The organism is Variovorax sp. 350MFTsu5.1, assembly GCF_048302515.1.
In the GTDB taxonomy this organism is placed as follows: domain Bacteria; phylum Pseudomonadota; class Gammaproteobacteria; order Burkholderiales; family Burkholderiaceae_C; genus Variovorax; species Variovorax guangxiensis.
Map to the genome: position 1 here is coordinate 4265360 of NZ_CP157620.1, position 20387 is coordinate 4285746.

Consider the following 20387-nt stretch of genomic DNA (forward strand, 5'->3'; position numbering starts at 1 on the left):
CTAGCATCGGGCCATGCGCATTCTCCTGGCCGAAGACGAACACACCCTGGGCACCTGGCTATGCAAGGCGCTGGAGCACGCGGGCATCCAGGTCGAATGGGTGGACGACGGGCGCCTGGCCGACCGGGCGCTGCAGCAGCGCGACCATGACGCGCTGGTGCTCGACCTGGGCCTGCCAGGGCTCGACGGGCACACGGTGCTGCAGCGGCTGCGCGAGCGCGACCAGCGGCTGCCGGCGCTGATCCTCACGGCGCGCGATTCGGTGAACGAGCGGGTGGCCTCGCTCAACGCGGGCGCCGACGACTTCCTCGCCAAGCCCTTTGCGCTGGCCGAGCTCGAGGCGCGGCTGCATGCGCTGGTGCGCCGCGCGCGCGGCGTGGAGCATCCGCGCCAGACCTGCGGCCCGCTGGTGTACGACGGCGCGCGGCGGCACTTCACGCTCAATGGCGAGGCGCTGGCGCTCTCTCCACGCGAACTGGCGGTGCTGCGGGTGCTGGTGCAGCGCAGCGGCGAGCCGCTGTCGAAGCAGCAGATCCTGGAGCGCGTGTTCTCCGACGACGAGGAAGTGCACCCCGAGGCGGTGGAGGTCTTCGTCTACCGGCTGCGCAAGCGGCTGGACGGCAGCGGCGTGCGCATCGTCACGCTGCGTGGGCTTGGGTACGTGCTGGAAGCAGACTAAGTGAACGTGACGCAGGGCATCGTCAACCGCCTGCGCCGCGCGAGCCTCTGGCAGCGGCTCGCGCTGCTGCTCTTTCCCGCCCTGCTCGTGGTGACCGCGCTGGAGCTGTGGATGACGCGGCACGACGCGCTGGCCGCCGCCAACGCGGCCTACGACCGCTCGCTGCTCGGCGCGCTGAAGTCCATCGACGCCAACATCTCGACCGCGTCGGGCGGGCTCTCCGTCGAGCTGCCTTACACGATGTTCGAGTTCTTCGAGCTTACGGCGAGCGGACAGGTGTTCTTCCGCGTCTCGACCTCCGACGGGCTGGTCGAACTGGGCAGCGCCGACCTGCCCGCCCCGCCCGCCGAGCTGAAGATGGGCGTGCCGGCCTTCTACGACGCCACCTACTTCGGCGAGGCGGTGCGGCTCGCGGCCTACCGCCGCGACCTCGACCGTGCGCCGGCCGGCAGCACCGGGCGCAGCGTGCTGATCCAGGTCGGCGAGAGCACGCGCTCGCGCCAGGAATTCAGCGCGCGCTTCGTGCGCAGCGCGGCGCTGCGCGACGGGCTGGTGCTGGCGATGCTGCTGTGCGGCACCGCCATCGCGCTCGCGGCGGCGCTGCGCCCGCTTTCGCGACTGGCGCGCGAGGTGGGCGCGCGCACGAGCGACGACCTCACGCGCATTGCCGAGACCGACCTGCCCGCCGAGGTGCGGCCGCTGGTGGCTGCCGTCAACCAGCAGATGTCTCGCACGCAGGAGCTGGTTTCGCAGCAGCGCCAGTTCCTCGACGACGCCTCGCACCAGCTGCGCACGCACCTGACCACGCTGCAGATGCAGGCCGACTACGCGCAGCGCGAGGAAGACCCGGCGCAGGTGCAGGTGGCGCTCGATGCGCTCGGCACCGAGATCGGCCGCGCCACGCGCAGCGCGCAGCAGCTGCTGGCGCTGGGCCGCAGCGACACGGTGTCGGTGGAGCCCGCCGAATTCGATCTGGCGGGGCTGCTGCGCGAAGTGGCCGTCGACCTGCTGCCGCTGGCGCGCGCAAAACGCATAGATCTGGGCATCGACCTGGGCGTCCATTCACCCGCGCCCGAATTCCCCGCCGTGGCCGATCGCGGGCTGATGCGCGAGGCACTGGGCAACCTGGTGAGCAACGCCATCGCCTACACGCCAGCCGAAGGCACGATCACGCTTTTTGCTGCCGGCGACGCCGCGGGCTGGAGCCTCAACGTGGAAGACAACGGCCCGGGCATCGACGAGGAGGAACGCGCCGCGCTGGGCCAGCGCTTCCGGCGTGGCGCACGCGCCGGCAAGGGCGGCTTCGGGCTCGGGCTGGCCATCGCGCGCTCCATTGCGCAGCGGCACCGGGGCGAACTGCGGCTCGAGGCACGCGAAACCGGCCCGGGGCTGCATGCGATCATCTGGTGGCCGCGCGCTTCATCGGCCCCGGCCTCCGACTGACGGGCCCGCCGCCATGCCTTCCTCCGCTACCTCCAACCGACGCCATGCATTGCGCGCGCTGTGTGCGCTGCTCGCGCCGCCATTCGGCATGCGCGCGATGGCCGCGGGCGATCCTTCCGAAGAAGCGGCCGACTGCGTGATCCCCGCTAAGGCGGGCGGCGGCTTCGCGCTGACCTGCGCACTGGCGCGCGACGCGCTGCAGGCCGTGCGCCCCGCGCGCCCACCGCTCGCGCAGCGCTACCTGCCGGGCGGCATCGGCGCCGTGGCCTTCGACCGCATCGCCACCGGCAAGCTCGGGGGGCCGGGCACGCTGGTGGCGTTCTCCAGCGGCTCGCTGCTCAACCTCGCGCAGGGCCGCTTCGGACCGCATTCGCCCTCGGCCGTGCGCTGGATCGCCACGCTGGGCACCGACTACGGCGTGATCGCCGTTCACCGCGATTCGCCTTTCAGGCGCCTGCAGGACCTTGTCGCCGCACTGCGGCAGGACCCGTCGCGCATCGCCTTCGGCGCGGGCGGCACGGTAGGCAGCCAGGACTGGGTGAAGGCCGCGCTGCTGGTGCGCGCCGCGGGACGAGACCACAAGGCGATGCGCTTCGTCTCCTTCGAGGGCGGCGGCGACGCACTGAGCGCATTGCAGGGGCGGCATGTGGACGCGTTTCCGGGCGATGCGGCCGAGGCGCTCCAGGCCATCGCGGGCGGAGCGGCCGTGCGGTTGCTCGCGGTGCTGTCGGAGAACCGGCTGGGCGGCGCCCTCACCGGCGTGCCGACCGCGCGCGAGCAAGGCGTGGACCTGGTCTGGCCCACGGTGCGCGGCCTCTACCTGAGCGCGGACGTGCCCGATGCCGCCGTGCGCGCCTGGACCAGCGCGTTCCGCGAGGCGAGCGCGGCGCCAGGCTACGCGGCGCTGCGCGAGCAGCACGGGCTCTACCCTTTCGCCCTCACCGGCCCCGCGCTCGACGACTATGTGCAGGCGCAGATCAAGGCCTACCGGCAGCTGGCGGACGAACTGGGGCTGCGGCGCTGGCCGACTTCCCGATGAGAATGCGGGCAAGATCGCGCCCATGACCGAAGACGCGATCACCCAACACATCATCGACATGCTGGCCGGCGGCCATTTCCAGGTCGCCGACGACAACACCTTCTTCTTCCACGACGGCGACGACAAGTTCCCTTTCGCGACCATCGTGACGAAGGACAACGAGTTCGACAACGCCTCGAAGCTGGACCGCGCCGGCGTGTTCCGGCTGAACCTCGGCGTGGGCAAGGAAACGTTCCGCGCGCTCTTCGGCGAGCAGCCGGCCTCGCCCGACTACAGCGCGCTCGACACGCTGATGCCGCATCCGCTGTACGCGAAGATGTACTGGGTCAGCGTGATCAACCCGAGCGCGAAGACCTTCGAGACGGTCAAGCCGCTGATCGCCGAGGCACTGAGCCTCGCACGATCACGCCGTACGGGCTAGGCCGCCTTCAGGAACACGTCGTGGTCCGGCGCGAAGTTCGCGTGCAGCGGCAGCATCGCGCCGCCGAGCGCGCAGGCCTGCGCACCGGCCTTGCCGCCGTGCAGCTGCGGCTGCCAGAGGCCTTCCCAGTTGCAGTGGTCGAGCGCGTCGCGGGTCTGGTCGAGCAGCGCCTGAAGCAGCGGGCGTGACATGGAGCCGTCCACCACCACGTCGGACAGGTCGAGCATGGCGGTGCCGCACACGATGGCATGCGCCAGCGCCTGCGATGCGCTGGCCAGCCAGGCTGTCGTGGTCTGCGCGAAAGGCGGCTGCAGCGCGCGGTCGTCGTAGGCGGCCATGGGATCGAGACCTTCGGCCGACAGGCGCTGCTCGAGCTCCCACAGCGACGCCTGCGCGACCAGTTGCGGCGGTAGCGCGCCGCGAGTGCCCGGCGGCTGCATCGGCAGCGATGCCAGCGCGCCCGCATTGCCATGCGCGCCGGTGTGCAGGTGCGAGTTGATGACCAGCCCGCCGCCCACGAAGGTGTCGACGAAGATATAGAGAAAGCTCTTCAGGTCGTGCCCCCGCCCTCCCACCAGCTCGGCCACGCAGGCGGCCACGGTGTCGCGCGCGAAGCTCACCGGCAGGTCGATGCGCGAACGCACCTCGGCGGCCAGGTCCATCTGGTTCCACAGGTCGGACTGCGCCTTCGACAGCCCCAGCGTGCGGTGCCAGCCGCCGAGCAGGAAAGGCGCGGCCAGCCCCACGCCCACGTTGCGCGCGGCCAGCGGCCCCAGGCCGTCGCGCAGGCGGTGGATGTGCTGCGCGATGGCGGGCAGCAGCGCGTCGGCATCGGGAAAGTCGTAGCCGATGGCGTGGCGCTCGCGCACCTGCGCGGCGAAGTCGATCAGCAGCCACTCGGCACCGCGCCGGCCGACCTTGATGCCGATGGCGAAGGCGCCGTCGGGGTTGAGCGCCAGCGGCACCGAAGGCTGGCCGATGCGTCCGCGCACGCGGCTTTGCTTGACGATGAGCCCGTCTTCCTCCAGCCGCGCCGTGATGAGCCCGATGGTCTGCGCGCTCAGCCCGGTCAGCCGGGCCAGGTCGGCCTTGGGCAGGCTGCCGTGAACGCGCAGCGCCTGCAGCACCGTGCGCTCGTTGAACTGGCGCATGCCGACCTGGTTGGAGCCGCGGGGCCGCAGCAGGTCGGGCGTGCGCGCAGCGGCGGGTGCATGCGCATCAGGCATGCGCCTCCGCGGGCAGCTGGTCGGCCGTCATCGCGCCGGTCATCACCGCGACCGTGTCGCTCATGCTGATCTTCTTCGGGTCGAGCACGGCCGCGCGGCGGCCCAGGCGGGCCACGTGGATGCGGTCGGCCACCTCGAACACGTGCGGCATGTTGTGGCTGATGAGCACCACGGGCAGGCCGCGGTCGCGCACGCGGCGGATCAGCTCCAGCACCATGTTGCCCTCCTTCACGCCGAGCGCGGCGGTGGGCTCGTCCATGATGACCACGTGCCGCGCGAAGGCCGCGCTGCGCGCCACGGCCACGCACTGGCGCTGGCCGCCGGAAAGCGTCTCGACCGCCTGCGTCATCGACTGGATGCCGACCTTCAGGTCGGCCATGCGCGCTGTGCTTTCCTGCAGCATCTTCTTCTTGTCGAGCATGCGCAGCACGTTGCCCATGAAGCCGGGCCGGCGCAGCTCGCGGCCGAGGAACAGGTTCTCGTAGATGGTCATGGCGGGTGCCACGGCCAGGTCTTGATAGACCGTCTCGATGCCCGCGCGCCGCGCCTCCAGGGGATTGCGGAAGTTCACCGGCTTGCCGTCGAGCAGGATCTGCCCCTCATCGGGCACGATCGCGCCCGACAGCGCCTTGATGAGCGAGGACTTGCCCGCGCCGTTGTCGCCGATCACCGCGAGGATCTCTCCTTCGCGCAGCTCGAAGTCGACACCGGCCAGCGCCGTGACCTGGCCGTAGCGCTTCACCAGGCCCTTGGCCTGCATCACGATCTTGCGGGGGTTTGCTGCGGCGGTCATCAACGAGCCCCCCTGCGCGAGAGTTGGTCGGCCGCGACGGCGAGGATCACCAGGATGCCGGTCACCAGCACCTGGTAGATCGACGACACCCCCATCAGCGTGAGCCCGTTGCGGAACACGCCCACGATCAGCACGCCGATCAGCGAACCCAGCACGATGCCGCGGCCGCCGAAGAGGCTGGTGCCGCCGAGCACCACGGCCGTGATGGCATCGAGGTTCTCGGTCTGGCCCGCGTTGGGGTCGCCCACGCCGGTGCGCGCCACCGACAGCAGCGAGGCGATGCCGTAGAGCACGCCCGCCATCACGTACACGCCCAGCAGCACGCGCTGGGTCGGGATGCCCACGAGGCGCGTGGCCTCGGCGTTGTTGCCCACGGCGTAGACGTGGCGCCCCGCCGCCGTCTCGCGCAGCACGAACCACGCGAGGAAATAAAGCACCACCATCAGCACCGAACCCCAAGCCACCTCGGCGCCGCCGATGGTGAAGGTGGCGCCCAGACCCGTGAGGCCGCCGGGCAGGTCGGTGATGGTCTGCGACGACGAATACAGCTGCGTGATCGCGAAGGCGATGTTCAGCGTGCCCAGCGTCACGATGAAAGGCGGCAGCTTGATGCGGGTGACCAGCAGGCCGTTGGCAAGGCCGAACAGCGTCGTCACCCCGATGCCGCAGAGAATGGCCACCGGCGCCGGCAGGCCGAGCTCGGTGGCGAACTTGCTCATGATGATGCCGCCCAGCGCCATCACCATGCCGCACGACAGGTCGATGCCCGCCGTGAGGATCACCAGCGTCTGGCCGATGGCGATCACGCCGACCACCATCACCTGCTGCAGGATCAGCGAGAGATTGCCGCCCGTGAGAAAGCGGTCGGACTGGGTCGCGAAGAAGATGCATGCGCCGAGCAGGGCCAGCCACGGCCCCAGGGCGCCCCACGGGATGTGGTGCGTGGCTGATGCGGATTTCGCCATCGAGATGTGCCTCCCTGGAATTCGTCGTCAGCTCGGCTGCTTACTTCTTGCCCCAGCACAGCTCGGCACCGGTCTTGGTGTCCTTGCTGTCGACGCCCGCCACGCTCTTGCCAGCGATCAGCGTCACGCCGGTGTCGACGTAGCCCGAAGCCTTCTTGCCCGTCTTGGCGTACTCGACGCCCGCGGCAACGCCCATGGCGGCCATCTTCAGCGGGTACTGCTGCGAGGTCGCGGCGATGATGCCGGCGGCCGTGTCCTTGATGCCCTGGCAGCCGCCGTCGACCGACACGATCATCACGCCCTTCTCCTTGCCGGCGCGCTTGAGTGCGTTGTACGCACCGGCGGCGGCGGGCTCGTTGATGGTGTAGACCAGGTTCACGTCGGGCGCCTTCTGCAGGCAGTTCTCCATCACCGTCTGCGCCTTGGCCTGGTCGCCGTAGCTGTCGGCCATGCAGACGATCTCGGGCGCCTTAGACAGCTCATTCGACTTCGCGTCGTTGGCCTGCAGGCCGAAGCCCTTCATGAAGCCGTTGTGGCGCTGCGCGCCCACGGGGTGGCCCGGCAGCAGGTCGAGCGCGACGATCTTCGCCGGCTTGCCCGCCATCGCGGCCTTGGCGTATTCGCCGATCAGCACGCCGGCGGTGTAGTTGTTGGTCGCGAAGAGCGCGTCGGTCGCATCCGGCGGATCGGCCGGGCTGTCGAGCGCGATCACCATCACGCCTTTGTCGCGCGCCTTCTTGATCGCGGGAACGATGGCTTTGGCATCGCTCGGCGTGATGAGGATGGTCTTGGCGCCGGCCGCGATCATGTTCTCCATGGCGGTGATCTGGCCCGCGTTGTCGCCGTCGGCCTTGCCTGCGCCGGAGAGCAGCTTGGCGCCCTGCTTCTTGGCCTCTTCCTGGGCGCCTTCCTTCATCTTCACGAAGAAGGGGTTGGTCTCGGTCTTGGTGACGAGGCCGATGATGGGCTGGTCGGCGGCGAAGGCGGCGGTCGACGCAGCGGCTGCGGCGAGCGACAGTGCCGCCAGGGCGAGGACGGAGCGGGGGCTGGTGTGCATGGGTTGTCTCCTTGGGCGGGCGGTTGGTTTGCGCCTGCGGTTTTGGATCCGGATCGCATGAGGGGAAGCGGGCGTCCGGGCGCAAGGGGACTATCGGACAGTGGAAGGACTAAATCAAGGTGATTTAGTTATCGAAAACCCGAAGACAGCGGGGGTAGAGGCGTGAAAGCCTGTGGCTCAGACTGCGGCCAGATGAACGAGGGGTTTTGCGCAGGGGGACGTTTGTCGTGCACGCAATCCTGACGGAGGTCTGCGCAGCCTCCGAGTTGGCCCTCTCAAGCCGGCGTCAAAAAAGTCATCTTCACGAAGGTGAGCTTGCCGAAGAAAACCTGCGTATCGTACTTTCGGCCCTCTCTTGAAAAGCTCCAGAATTCGGAAGGGAAGAAGTACCCTGTCAACTGATGAAACGCATACTCCAAGGCATCTGAGCTCATATCCAAGAGGAGCGAATTATTTTTCATTTCGAGGCGATCGAGCACATTCAATCGCAGTTCAATCATCGCTTCTTCTGGATCACCTCGAAGCAACCGAAGACAGCCAACATGCTCGACGTTACCTTTTCCATCCAGCAATTCGGAAATCTTCGAGAGAAGTAAATCAGCGCCTTCTCCGTCGAAATAAATCGCTAATTCATCTTTACTCAACGGCCCAAACCGAAAAACCATCAAACTACGACCTCCCCTGCCGGAACCGCCATCGGAGCATCAATTTATTTCATCCGATCCGACTTCGATAATAGCTCCCAATCCATCAGAAACCAGAGCACAGAAAAATCTCGACATGCCATTCCCGTCAACTACCAAACCCGGAGGGACGGCGAACAAAATCCGCTAACAATATCCATTAACTCCAATAATTTATCTTCAAAAGCTTCTGCCACACAAGAGTCGCGAAGACTAACAAGATACTCCATCATTTCCTCAGCAGAAACCCCAAGCTCCTTGTATCTCTTCAGATACTCGCGCAACTCCATCAAATCCTCATTGATCTGAACTTCTTTTAAAAATTCTTCGTCAATTGCTGTTCTTAAGCTGGTTTTTGAGCCCATCAATTTCTCCATTTACCTTGCGTCTTTGCCAGTGCATTTTGATATTCCTGCGCAGACATTTTTCGGGATGGCTGTATTGTTCCATGAGAATCGCAGTCTTGGACATACTTTAAATCAGGCCCAAGATCGCTTTCATCGAGTTGCCAAACTTCGTCCTTTCCAGTTCCTCCCAAGGCCGGCGGCCGACGATGCGCAGGCAAATTCCTGGCGATGCGAGGGGCTACAGAAATTCCGCCGGTATTTGGATGAACATTGCCGTCCTCATCAATTGGAATATCTGCCGGAATACGGGCTCCCAAACCTCTTGCAGATGGCTCAACTACGGGAAGCCCATCACCGCCCTTTTTCATACCACGAAAAAGAGGGAGTTTCGTCAAGCCCAAAGGATCAATCCACCCGATAGGATTGGGAGCATATCTATTTAAATTTATCCCTCCATTAAATCCAGCAGGATCACTCGAAACGTATCTTCCGCTGTGAGGGTCGTAGTACCGATACCGGTTGTAATGCAACCCCGTCTCTTCATCCCAATACTGCCCCTGAAACCGAATCGGATTCCTGAGCCCCGCCCTTCTCCCAGCCTCGCTGATCGCCTCCCGCGCCTCTCCCCACGCCTTGTACTGCGCCGACCACGCAATGCTCCCCTCATGGTCTGTCAGTTCCTGCGGCGTGCCCAGGTGGTCGCACTGGTAGAACGCCATCTCTTTCCGGTCAAACGCCCGCGGCACCTGCCTCTGCTCGCCGTTCCACAGCGGATCCTGCTCGATGTCGTAAACGCCGCCGTTGGCCTCCATCAGCGCCTTCGCATCCGTCGTCTCGCTCAGCGCCATCGCGCTCGCCCGGCGCACCTGCATCAGCGGCACGAACGAGTTCGGCTCGTGGATGTAGTGCACGCTCCAGCCGTGCTCGCCGCCCTCCTCGATCGCTGAGCTGCTCTGGGTGCTCTCGAATGCGAGCACATCGCCGTCCCAGCCGAACAGGGTCGTGGTGTCGCCCGAACTCTTGGACAGACGCCGTCCCAGCGCGTCGTAGCTGAAGGTGGTGGTGATGCCGCTGTGGTCGGTCGCCGCCGTCATGCGGTTGAAGCCGTCCCAGGCGAAGACGGTGCGCCAGCCGTTGCGTACGCGCTCGGTCATGTTGCCGCGTTCGTCGTAGCGATAGCTAGTGCCGGCGTAGTTCTTCAGCAGGTTGTCCAGCAGCTTGCCGGCCGGGTGCCTCAGTGGCTCGTTGGTCGGGGGCGGATCGACGATGTTGCCTGCGGGGTCGAAGGCGAAGGTCTCGCGTCCGAGGCGGCTGTTGGCTTCGAGCAGGCGGCCCACGGGGTCGTAGCGGTAGTTCAGGCTGCCTCGGCGGCTGTCGCCGATGGTCACCAGCTGGCCAGCCTTGTCGTAGGTATAGCGGCGCTGGATGCCGGTAGTCGACTCGATGGCGCCCGGCTTGGTGCGGGAAATGTGCTGTTCGAGCAGCCTGCCCGCCGGGTCGTACTTCTGCCGCTGGCTCAGTCCGTTGCCCTGCTCGCGTGCAATCTCCCGGTGCAGGTCGTCGCGCTCGAAGCCCAGGATGTCCTGGCCGTCGATCATCAGGCCGTGCACGTGACCGGAGCCATAGGTCAGCCACTGGGTGACGTGCCCGTCGGGCCGCACGGTGGCGATGCGATGGTTGAGCTCGTCGTAGCGGTGCTGCCAGACTGCCGTGCGCTTGAGCTGCAGGTAGTGGTGGTGCTCGCGGGTGAGGTTGCCGGCTGGGTCGTAGAACCACTGCAGGCGTGCATCGCTGTTGGTCGCCTCGAGCAGGCGGCCGTTGCGGTCGTAGGCGAAGCGTTCGGACTGCCCGCCAGCGCGGCGTTCGCTCAGGCGGCCGAGAGGATCGAATTCGAGTTCGGTGCGGTGGCCCGCCTCGATCACTTCGGCGAGCACGCCCGTGGTCTCTTCGTGGACGTACTGCGTGGCCTTGCGGTCGAAGCCGGTTTCTTCGAGCAGTCGGCCTACGGGGTCGTAGCGGAAGTCGTACCGGCCGCCGTTCTCGTTGTGCAGTTCGGTCAGGCGACCCAGCAGGTCCCAGTGGTACCTGAGCGAGCGGCCAGCGGCATCGGTGCGGCCGGAGATCAGGCCGGCGCGCGTGTAGCTGTAGCGCGTGGCGCGCCCCAGTGCGTCGGTGTGCAGAAGCAGGCGGCCTTCGGCGTCGTGCGCGAAGTGTTCGCTCGTCCTGTCGGGCTGTTCGATCTCTTCCAGCTGGCCGGCTGCGTAGCGATAGCTGGTGGCGTTGCCTGCGGCATCGGTGGCCTTGACCAGACGGCCGCGCTCGTCGTATTCCCAGCGGCTGGTCTTGGCGGAACAGTCGGTGTAGCTCAGCAACTGGCCCGATGGCGAGTAGACGAGCGCCTTGACGCCGCCCTTGGCATCGGTGATGCGCACGGGCCTGCCCGCCTTGTCGTAGGCGTACTCGGTCTTGTGGCCCAGCGGATCGATCTCTTCCGTGAGATGGCCTTGCGCGTCGTAGTCGCGCTTCCACACGCCGCCCTCCGCATCGCGGATGCCGGTGAGCCGGTGCAGCCTGTCGTACTCGTAGTGCACCCGGCTGCCGTCCGCGCGCGTGTGCGTCTGCAGGTTGCCGTCGGCGTCGTAGGTGTAGTCGTCGGTCGTGCCGTCGGTGTGCACGTGGCGCGAGATGTTCTTCGCGTCGTCGCGGAAGAACCATTCCTGCAGCCCGTCCGGATGGATGATGCGGTAGGTGTAGCCCTGGATGTCGTAGTAGTGCCAGGTCTCTCCGCCCAAGGCATCGGTCACGTAGGTCAGGCGGATGTTCCTGTCCCACTCCAGCTTCAGCGCGAAGCTGCCGTCGTCGGACCACTCGCGCACGGCCTTGGCGTCGGGGCCAGTGCCGTCGTACTCGAGGTTCATGCCCCGGCCGGTGCGGTCGGTGTAGCGGGTCACCAGGTGGTGGCTGTAGGTGTAGCTCCAGCTGGCGCCGTCTTCGTCCTGTGCGGCGACGAGGTCCCGCTCAGCGTCGTGCGTGTAGGCGGCCAGCTGGCGCACGACCTGGCCGTCCTTGAGCTCCCACAGCGACTGGATGAGCCCGGTCTGCGCATCAGGCTTCGTGCCTACATGCGCGATGACGGCTTCGCCGTGCTTGCTGATGACGTCGCTGAGCACGCGCTCGCCCGTCGCTGCAATGACGTGGTCGTAGCGCAGGCCGATGGCCACGCCGTCCTTGGCCTGCTGCGCGACCAGCCGGAAATGGGGTTGTTTGCTCTCGACGTACTCGTAGATCTCGCGCCATTCGCTCTGTTCGCCTTCGGGCAGGGGCTTGCCGAAGTCCAGCACCAGCAGGCTCTCGCTCAGGCGAGAGACGCGGACTTCCTCGATCGCATCGAAGTAGCTCTGGCCCACGGCCAGCACGGGGTAGGCGTGGCTGCGGCCGTCGGCCGCGTGGTGGATGAGACTGGGCTGGCCCTGGCGCGCGCCTCGCGTGGGCGTGGCGATGTCCACGCGCATGCTGTAGGGGGTGATCCAGCGTGCGCCCAGGCTGCCGTGGTCGAAGGCGTCGAGGTCGCTGGCGTAGGTGCGCGCCCATTCGATAGGCAGCGGCGCTGCGAGAACGAAGTCGGTGTGGGTGAAGCTTTCGTCACCCAGTGAGAGGCTGATGGAGCCGCCCTTGCGCACCGGCGCTGGGCGATTTTTACCGCAACACGGTTTCCCGCTCGCTGGCGCTTGCTTGCCAATATGCGCCAAAGCCGTCCCTGGCTTGTCCTTTTCCGCGCTGGCTCCCGCCTGCGGTGGGAGCATCGCTGCACGACTGCTCTTCTTTTTCAGCAGCGCATCCCGCAGCTTGTGCAGCAGCCACATGATGCTGGCCTGCGCCTCCTTGTCCGCCAGCCTCGACAGCTGCCCTCTCAGCAGCCGCTTGAAGTCCAGCATCTGCGCGATCACGCTTTCGACCTTGCTCGCGATGCCGTCCGGCAGTTGGCTCGCAGCCGCTTTCGCCACGTAGTTCGCCGACTGCTTCGAGTAGCGCACCGCCGCACCCCACATCCGGCTCCACGTGCTCTGCGTCTTCGGGTCGTGCACCTTGGTTTCGGGTGATGCAGGCGTGCCCACCGTGAACAGGTCCTTCTGCCCCAGCACCCGCCGCAGGATGTCCACCAGGTTGTCGATGATCTTGTCCGCAAGATCGGCGCAGCTCTTCAGGATGCCGTCGAGCTTGGCGATGGCTCCGTCGATGAACTTGTCCAGCTCGCCCATGATGGTGGCGTTCAGGTGACCCACCAGCGTGGTGACGATGGCTTCCCCCAGATTCGAGGCTGCCGACTTCAGCTCCTGCTTCACCAGATGCAGCGTCGGGCGCAGGCTCATGCGCGCCGCTGCCATGCTCGGCGGTATCGGGATCAGCCCGATCAGGTTGATGCCCAGGCTCACCCAGTTCAGGAACGCATCGACACCGTCCTTGGCCTTCTTCTCGACGATGTTGATGATGTCCAGGAACACATCCACCAGCGCCATGATGTTGCCCACGATCGGGATGCTGCCCAGCACCATCGTCAGCCGCTCCAGCGTCACGTAGCCGCCACTGAACGAGCGCAGCCAGTCGTCCACCGCCTTGCTGGCAGCGGCGACGTCCTCCTTCACGATCGTGTTCAGTGGCGCCACCGCCGTCTGTGGTTCGCGCTCGGTCGGCTTCTGGCCTTGTTGTTGCGGGCCTTCTGTTCCTGCCATCTTTTCTCCCTGCCTCTAGCGAATACCCTGGCTGTGCTGTGAATCCGTGCTCTTCAGGGCCGGATCACGCAGTCCTTCATCGTGAGAAACGCCGACCCCATCGCGAAGCCGACCTCGCAGCTCGCGGTGAACTTCGCACCGCTGCGCATCTCACCCATCTTCTGGTTCTGTGCGTCGTCCGCCGGGGTCAGGCGCGCCAGCTCCTGGCTGCCGCGCACATCGGCGGCGCGGATCAGCGACGTACCGCCGAAGGAATCGGATGCCTCGACAACCACCGCCGGGAACTGCACGCGCTTGCCGTATTCCGGCATGCCAAGCGCACGGCGGCCCTGTTTCTCGTAGCTCTGGTGAAGCTTGGTCAGCGTGGTTTTCGTCTCGGCTTGCGCGGCACACAAGGAAGCAGCGCCGAGGAAAGCAGCGGCGACGAATACGGTCTTGATGTTTTTCATGAACATGGAATCGATGAAGTGATGGGATGTGGTTGCCCCTCAGGGCTCAGTTGATGTTGGCGCCCTGGAACTCGAGCTGCTCGAAGGTGCTGCCGGTGAAGTCCACGCTGCGTCCCTGCAGCCCCTGCGCATGCACCACGGTGCCGCTGCAGTCCAGCACGCCGACGTCATTCCAGCTGCCGCCCGCGAAGCTGATGTCGTCCCACTGGCACTGGCGGAAGGTGCTGCTTCCGATGCTCGCGCCATCGAAGTTCGCGCCCGTGAAGCTGCAATTGATGAACGTGCAGCCGGTGATCGAGATGCTGCTGAAGTCGCACTGGGTGAAGCTGCAGCCCGTGAACTGGCAGCCGCTCCAGCCCGCCTGCTTGAAGCTGGTGGCGGTGAAGCTCGTGCCTGCGAAGGTCGTTGCGGCGAACTGGGCAAGGCCCAGGTCGAGCCCCGCGTAGGCGAAGCTGTCGGCCTGGCCGACGAGCCCGGCGGGAGCACCGCCAGCGCCTTTGCGCCACATGTCGTGGGCGAGGATGATGATCTGGGAAGACACTCGATGCCCCTCGGTTGGCTATCTCTTCAGCGAGACAGATGCTTCTGAAGGACTCGGCCGCTGAACTTGTCGATCAGCAGTTGCGGTTCCGCCAGGCCCGGCAGGGCACCGCGATGACCCTGCGGCTTGTTCGACGCTTCCCACGTAACCCGGTATCCGTCGGATGCATCGACCAGCACAAGCTTGTAGTTCTCGAGCCGCAGGCCAGAAGACCTTCCATCCTCCCAGGCCACTGCAATCGCCTGTGCTACCAGGCCATCGACTTCGATGATTTCGTTCATTCTTTTCTCCCTTTCAAAATTGAAAGCCACAGACTCGGTCGGTCGCGGCGTCTTTTGAAACAGTCCCAGCGTCGGGACCACTACCTGCTTCCTCGCTCCCGAAGCATTTCGCCCGTGATCCTCGAGGCGATGTACATGATCGACCGCCCCAACCTGCTGGCGTTGCCAAGTCCCTTCTGCCCGGGCGGCAGCTTGGCAGAGAAGGCTATGCCGATGGTGTCGACACCGTCTTCGTCCTCGCCGTTCTCTTTCCGCCTTTCGGCAATGCGGACATCGAAGTTATTCAGGTCTTGCCCGGTCCTCTCGAACAGCCTGAAAGCGTTGCCCAATGCGATCACCACCGGGGTGTTGAGCAGCAGCCGATCCGGCGGCTCGATCTCGAAGAGCGGCGCGGCCGAACCATCGAGGCCGTCGCTCACGGACGCGAGCCCCGGGCCTTCGCGCGGGCCGCTTCGATCTCCTTGAGCAGATCTCCTGCCTCCGCATTGCCGCTCTTCGACGACTCCGCCGCCCAATGCGCGGCTTCGGCGAGGTCCTTGCCGCCCATGTAGAGGTCGTAGGCCAGGTTGTGCTGCGCGACGACGTGTCCGGCCTTGGCCGCGATCGTCAGCCAGCGGATGCGCTGAACGTCGTCGGAAGACGTGAAGGTGTAGTACAGCGAGAGACGGAACGCGGCCTCGGCGTCACCGGCCTCGGCCTTCGTGATCAGTTCGGCTCGTTGCGCATCTGTCAGCGCGTAGGACTGCGCACCCGAGATGGGCGAAGAAGAAGAAGAAGAAGAAGAAGAGGCTGGTGCGGCGTCGGGCTTGTCCATGGCTTGGTTCTCCGTTGCGTAAGAGACTGGGAGGTTCAGAAGAAGAGGAAGAAGCACTGCCAGCTTCGTGCCGAACCTGAGATCGATGTTCTTCATGGCTTGGGGTTGAAGGTATGCCAGACGCCGGGATCGGCGGTGTCCATGCTTCCGTCGGCCTTCTGGCCAGCAGGCTTGTAGGCGCCGTGGGGCCAGATCCACAGGAGCTTGTCGGGCGCCACGACAGGCGCATTGAGCTCGTTGGCCAGTTTCTGCGCGTAGGGGTCCGTTCCCTTGCCGGTCTCGCATGACATAAGCTGAACCTGCTGGCCTTCCGTATACGACGGATGCGCCTTGATCCGCTGCGCCATTTGCGCAGGGGTGATGCCCTTGAGCGCGGTGTCGGTCATGATGCTCGGATTGCCGTGGGAGCCGACCGTGAAGGTGCCGGGCGGGCTCGGGATGTTGTCTGCCGATTGGCGGATAGCCTCGTTGTGCGGGAACAGGTTGATGTCGACCAGTCCCAGCGGATCGATGCCGCGCACGGGGTTGCCGCCGACGTACGCATACAGGTTGAGGCCGCCCGCGAGCCCCAGCGGGTCGGGCGAGACATACCGGCCGCTCGCCGGATCGTAGTAGCGGTAGCGGTTGTAGTGCAGCCCCGTTTCGGCATCGAAGTACTGCCCCTGGAAGCGGATCGGATTCACGATGCCGGCACGTCGCCCCGCCTCGCTGATGACCTCGCGCGCTTCGCCCCAGGCCTTGTACTGAGCCGACCATCCGACCCGGCCTTCATGATCGGTCAGGTCCCGGGGCGTGCCGAGGTGGTCGCACTGATAGAAGGCGATCTCGTCCGCCTCGAAGCTGCGCTGCCCCGGCTGGAGTTCGCCGTTCCAAAGCGGATCCTGCTCGATGTCGTAGGCGCCACCGTTGGCGGCCATGAGTTCCCGCACGTCGGGCGTCCTGCCCGGCACGATCGCATGCGCCTGGCGCAGTTGAACCAGCGGAGCGAAGGAGCGCGGCTCGTGGACGTAGTGCACGCTCCAGCCGCGTCCGTCGTCTTCCTGCTCCGCGGCGAGGCTCTGCGTGCTCTCGAAGGCGAGCGTGTCGCCATCCCAGCCGAATCGGGTGATGCTGTCTCGCGAACGCTTGGAAATGCGACGCCCCAGCGGGTCATAGGCGAACGAGGTTTGCGTGCCGTCTTGGTCCGTGGCGGAACTCAGGCGCCCGAAACCGTCCCACGCGAAGGTGGTCGCCCGGCCGTTGTACACGCGCTCGACCATGTGGCCGTGCTCGTCGTAGCGATAGCGGACGCCGGCATAGGCCTTGAGCAGGTTGTCGAGCAAGGGAACGGCAGGAGCCCGGCTTGCTGCGCTCGCACCATCGGGCTCGGCGATGTTGCCCGCTGGATCGAAGGCGAAGGTCTCGCGGCCGAACCGGCTGCTGGCCTCGACAAGGCGGCCGACCGGGTCGTAACGGTAGTCGAGGTTGCCATGATGGCTGTCGCCGATGGCGACGAGCTGCCCCGCCTTGTCGTAGCCGTAGGTGCGCTGCAGCTGCAGCGCGCCGGGTGCGCTCGCCTGGCCCGGCACGACCTGCTGCTCCAGCCGACGTCCTGCGTTGTCGTAACGCAGCTTCTGGGTCAGGCCGTTGCGCTGCTCGCGCACCACTTCGCGATGGAGGTCGTCGCGCTCGAAGCCGAGGATGTCCTGCCCGTCGAGCAGCAGGCCGTGCACGTGGCCCGAACCGTAGGTGAGCCATTGGGTCGTGTGGCCGTCGGGGCGGATCGTGGCGACGCGCTGGTTGAGTGCGTCGTAGCGGTGCTGCCATATCGCGGTGCGCCCGGCCTGCAGATCGTGCTGATGCTCGCGCGTCAGGTTGCCGGCCGGGTCGTAGAACCACTGCAGGCGCGCGTCGTTGTTGGATGCCTCGACCATGCGTCCATTGCGGTCGAAGGCGAAGCGCTCGACCTGGCCGCCAGCGGACCGCTCGGTCATCCTGCCCATGGCATCGGCCTGCAACTGCACCACTCGCCCGCCCGCGTCGACCTCGGCGAGCCGGCCGGTGCTTTCTTCGTAGCGGTACCGCGTGGTCCGGCGGGCGAAGTCGGTCTTCTCCAGCAGCCGGCCCACGGGGTCATAGCGCAGGCTGTGGCGGCTGCCGTTCTCGTTGCGCAATTCGACAAGACGACCCAGCAGATCCCACTGGTACCTGAGCGAATGCCCGTCGGCATCGGTGCGGCCGGCGATGAGCCCTGCGCGGTTGTAGCTGTAGTGCGTGCGGCGCCCGAGCCCGTCGACATGCGCGAGCATGCGTCCCTCGGGGTCGTGCAGTGTCTGCTCGCGCGTGCCGTCGGGCAGCACGAGCTCGTGGAGCAGGCCCGGCACGCTGCCTTGGGCACGCAGTACCGCGTCTTCCTGCGGAAGGCTGTAGAGATGGCGCGTGACGTTGCCCGCCGGATCGACGGCCGTGGCGAGTCGGCCGCGATCGTCGTAGCTCCAGCGGCTGGTCTTGCCCGAGCAATCGGTGAGGCTCGCGAGCCGACCGCGAGGCGTGTAGCTCATCAGCTTCGTGCCGCCCTTCGCATCGGTGATGCGCACGGGCCTGCCCGCCTTGTCGTAGGCGTACTCGGTCTTGTGGCCCAGCGGATCGATCTCTTCCGCGAGATGGCCCTGCGCGTCGTAGTCGCGCTTCCACACGCCGCCCTCCGCATCGCGGATGCCCGTGAGCCGGTGCAGGCTGTCGTATTCGTAGTGCACCCGGCTGCCATCGGCTCGGGTGTGCGTCTGCAGGTTGCCGTCGGCGTCGTAGGTGTAGTCGTCCGTCGTGCCGTCGGTATGCACGTGGCGCGTGATGTTCTTCGCGTCGTCGCGGAAGAACCACTCCTGAAGCCCGTCCGGATGGATGATGCGGTAGGTGTAGCCCTGGATGTCGTAGTAGTGCCAGGTCTCGCCACCCAGCGCATCGGTCACGTAGGTCAGGCGGATGTTGCGGTCCCACTCCAGCTTCAGCGCGAAGCTGCCGTCGTCGGACCACTCGCGCACGGCCTTGGCGTCGGGGCCGGTGCCGTCGTACTCGAGGTTCATGCCCCGGCCTGTGCGGTCGGTGTAGCGGGTCACCAGGTGGTGGCTGTAGGTGTAGCTCCAGCTGGCGCCGTCTTCGTCCTGCGCGGCGACGAGGTCGCGCTCGCCGTCGTGCGCGTAGCCGGCGAGTTGGCGCACGACCTGGCCGTCCTTGAGCTCCCACAGTGACTGGATGAGCCCGGTCTGCGCATCGGGCTTGGTGCCCACATGCGCCATGACGACTTCTCCGTGCTTGCTGATGACGTCGCTGAGCACGCGCTCGCCCGTTGCCGCGATGACGTGGTCGTAGCGCAGGCCGATGGCCATGCCGTCCTTGGCCTGCTGCGTGACCAGCCGGAAATGGGGTTGTTTGCTGTCGACGTACTCGTAGATCTCGCGCCACTCGCTCTGCTCGCCTTCGGGCAGAAGCTTGCCGAAGTCAAGCACCAGCAGGCTCTCGCTCAGGCGCGAGACGCGGACTTCCTCGATCGCGTCGAAATAGCTCTGGCCCACGGCCAGCAACGGGTAGGCGTGGCTGCGGCCGTCGGCGGCGTGGTAGACGAGGCTGGGCTGGCCCTGGCGCGCGCCTCGCATGGGCGTGGCGAGGTCCACGCGCATGCTGTAGGGGGTGATCCAGCGTGCGCCCAGGCTGCCGCGGTCGAAGGCGTCGAGGTCGCTGGCGTAGGTACGCGCCCATTCGATCGGCAGCGGCGCTGCGAGAACGAAATCGGTGTGGGTGAAGCTCTCATCCCCGAGAGCGAGACTGATGGAGCCGCCCTTGCGCACCGGCGCCGGACCGTTCTTGATGCTGCACCCTCGCCCGTTCGCGGGCGCCTGCTTGCTGATGTGCCCCAACTGGTCACCGGGCTTGTCCTTCTGGGCAACCGCCCCCGCCTGCGGCGGCACGATCGCGGCCCTCCTGCCCTTCTTCTTCAGCAGCGCATCCCGCAGCTTGTGCAGCAGCCACATGATGCTGGCCTGCGCCTCCTTGTCCGCCAGCCTCGACAGCTGCCCTCTCAGCAGCCGCTTGAAGTCCAGCATTTGCGTGATCACGCCGTTGACCCTGCTCGCTACGCCATCGGGCAGCTGGCTCGCAGCCGCCTTCGCCACGTAGTTCGCCGACTGCTTCGAGTAGCGCACCGCAGCGCCCCACATCCGGCTCCAGGTGCTCTGCGTCTTCGGGTCGTGCACCCTGGTCTCCGGCGACGGCGGCGTGCCCACCGTGAACAGGTCCTTCTGACCCAGCACCCGACGCAGGATGTCCACCAGGTTGTCGATGATCTTGTCCGCAAGATCGGCGCAGCTCTTCAGGATGCCGTCGAGCTTGGCGATGGCTCCGTCGATGAACGTGTCCAGCTCGCCCATGATGGTGGCGTTCAGGTGACCCACCAGCGTGGTCACGATCGCCTCACCCAGGTTCGAGGCCGCCGTCTTCAGTTGCTGCCTCACCAGGTGCAGCGTCGGGCGCAGGCTCATGCGCGCCGCAGCCATGCTCGGCGGTACCGGGATCAGCCCGATCAGGTTGATGCCCAGGCTCACCCAGTTCAGGAACGCGTCGACACCGTCCTTGGCCTTCTTCTCGACGATGTTGATGATGTCCAGGAACACATCCACCAGCGCCATGATGTTGCCCACGATCGGGATGCTGCCCAGCACCATCGTCAATCGCTCCAGCGTCACGTAGCCGCCGCTGAACGAGCGCAGCCAGTCGTCCACCGCCTTGCTGGCGGCGGCGACGTCTTCCTTCACGATCGTGTTCAGTGGCGCCACCGCCGTCTGCGGCTCGCGCTGCGTTGCCTGCGGCTTCGACGCCGCCTCCTGTTCTGCCATTTTTTCTTTTTCTCTCGAACTCTCGTTTCAGGTTGGGTGGCCCGCTGGAGG

Annotated in this window: 17 protein-coding genes; 4 read left to right on the top strand and 13 right to left on the bottom strand. The window is 66.2% G+C overall.

The features are described 5' to 3' along the window. The first annotated feature begins 13 nt into the window (after positions 1-13). The 4 genes from ABL843_RS19435 to ABL843_RS19450 are packed head-to-tail and all read left to right on the top strand — an operon-like array spanning position 14 to position 3582. The gene (locus ABL843_RS19435; protein WP_418116930.1) at positions 14-679 is read left to right on the top strand and encodes a response regulator; all 666 of its coding nucleotides are present in this window, start codon (positions 14-16) and stop codon (positions 677-679) included. After that, positions 680-2122, top strand: a complete 1443-nt coding sequence (locus ABL843_RS19440; RefSeq protein WP_418116931.1) for a sensor histidine kinase — start codon at positions 680-682, stop codon at positions 2120-2122. Positions 2123-2135: 13 nt separating this feature from the next. Continuing rightward, entirely contained in the window at positions 2136-3161 is a 1026-nt protein-coding gene (locus ABL843_RS19445; RefSeq protein ID WP_418116933.1) for a tripartite tricarboxylate transporter substrate binding protein, read from the top strand. A 22-nt stretch (positions 3162-3183) separates the two neighbouring features. After that, positions 3184-3582 (top strand): DUF6194 family protein, encoded by a 399-nt coding sequence (locus ABL843_RS19450; protein WP_418116934.1) that lies wholly within the window; start codon positions 3184-3186, stop codon positions 3580-3582. Here the strand turns inward: ABL843_RS19450 and ABL843_RS19455 are convergent. From ABL843_RS19455 to ABL843_RS19515, 13 genes are all read right to left on the bottom strand, one after another. Continuing rightward, entirely contained in the window at positions 3579-4808 is a 1230-nt protein-coding gene (locus tag ABL843_RS19455; protein WP_418116935.1) for an ROK family transcriptional regulator, read from the bottom strand. The two genes, ABL843_RS19450 and ABL843_RS19455, sit on opposite strands and share 4 nt — an antisense overlap. Further along, the gene (locus ABL843_RS19460; protein ID WP_418116937.1) at positions 4801-5601 is read right to left on the bottom strand and encodes an ATP-binding cassette domain-containing protein; all 801 of its coding nucleotides are present in this window, start codon (positions 5599-5601) and stop codon (positions 4801-4803) included. Before ABL843_RS19460 ends, ABL843_RS19455 begins: the two co-directional genes overlap by 8 nt. Continuing rightward, positions 5601-6566, bottom strand: a complete 966-nt coding sequence (locus ABL843_RS19465) for an ABC transporter permease (RefSeq protein WP_418116938.1) — start codon at positions 6564-6566, stop codon at positions 5601-5603. The genes ABL843_RS19460 and ABL843_RS19465 overlap by 1 nt, the downstream gene beginning before the upstream one ends. A gap of 40 nt (positions 6567-6606) precedes the next feature. Beyond that, positions 6607-7623 (bottom strand): sugar ABC transporter substrate-binding protein, encoded by a 1017-nt coding sequence (locus tag ABL843_RS19470; RefSeq protein WP_418116939.1) that lies wholly within the window; start codon positions 7621-7623, stop codon positions 6607-6609. A gap of 275 nt (positions 7624-7898) precedes the next feature. Further along, positions 7899-8267: a hypothetical protein gene (locus ABL843_RS19475; RefSeq protein WP_418116940.1), complete on the bottom strand. Its 369-nt coding sequence runs from the start codon at positions 8265-8267 to the stop codon at positions 7899-7901. Positions 8268-8419: 152 nt separating this feature from the next. Further along, positions 8420-8683 (bottom strand): hypothetical protein, encoded by a 264-nt coding sequence (locus ABL843_RS19480; protein WP_184638818.1) that lies wholly within the window; start codon positions 8681-8683, stop codon positions 8420-8422. Beyond that, positions 8671-13383 carry an RHS repeat-associated core domain-containing protein gene (locus ABL843_RS19485; protein ID WP_418116942.1) on the bottom strand — a complete coding sequence of 1571 codons (4713 nt, stop codon included), beginning with the start codon at positions 13381-13383 and terminating at the stop codon, positions 8671-8673. The genes ABL843_RS19480 and ABL843_RS19485 overlap by 13 nt, the downstream gene beginning before the upstream one ends. A gap of 53 nt (positions 13384-13436) precedes the next feature. Further along, positions 13437-13832 (bottom strand): hypothetical protein, encoded by a 396-nt coding sequence (locus ABL843_RS19490; RefSeq protein ID WP_418116943.1) that lies wholly within the window; start codon positions 13830-13832, stop codon positions 13437-13439. Positions 13833-13878: 46 nt separating this feature from the next. Beyond that, positions 13879-14373, bottom strand: a complete 495-nt coding sequence (locus ABL843_RS19495) for a pentapeptide repeat-containing protein (protein WP_413316405.1) — start codon at positions 14371-14373, stop codon at positions 13879-13881. 26 nt (positions 14374-14399) lie between these two features. Then, a complete protein-coding gene (locus ABL843_RS19500; RefSeq protein WP_369661713.1) occupies positions 14400-14654 on the bottom strand; it encodes a hypothetical protein in 255 nt (84 codons plus the stop codon). Between the two features lie 80 nt (positions 14655-14734). After that, positions 14735-15073 carry a hypothetical protein gene (locus tag ABL843_RS19505; RefSeq protein WP_418116945.1) on the bottom strand — a complete coding sequence of 113 codons (339 nt, stop codon included), beginning with the start codon at positions 15071-15073 and terminating at the stop codon, positions 14735-14737. After that, positions 15070-15468 (bottom strand): hypothetical protein, encoded by a 399-nt coding sequence (locus tag ABL843_RS19510; RefSeq protein WP_418116947.1) that lies wholly within the window; start codon positions 15466-15468, stop codon positions 15070-15072. Before ABL843_RS19510 ends, ABL843_RS19505 begins: the two co-directional genes overlap by 4 nt. A gap of 92 nt (positions 15469-15560) precedes the next feature. After that, positions 15561-20336: an RHS repeat-associated core domain-containing protein gene (locus tag ABL843_RS19515; protein WP_418116948.1), complete on the bottom strand. Its 4776-nt coding sequence runs from the start codon at positions 20334-20336 to the stop codon at positions 15561-15563. Positions 20337-20387 lie beyond the last annotated feature (51 nt).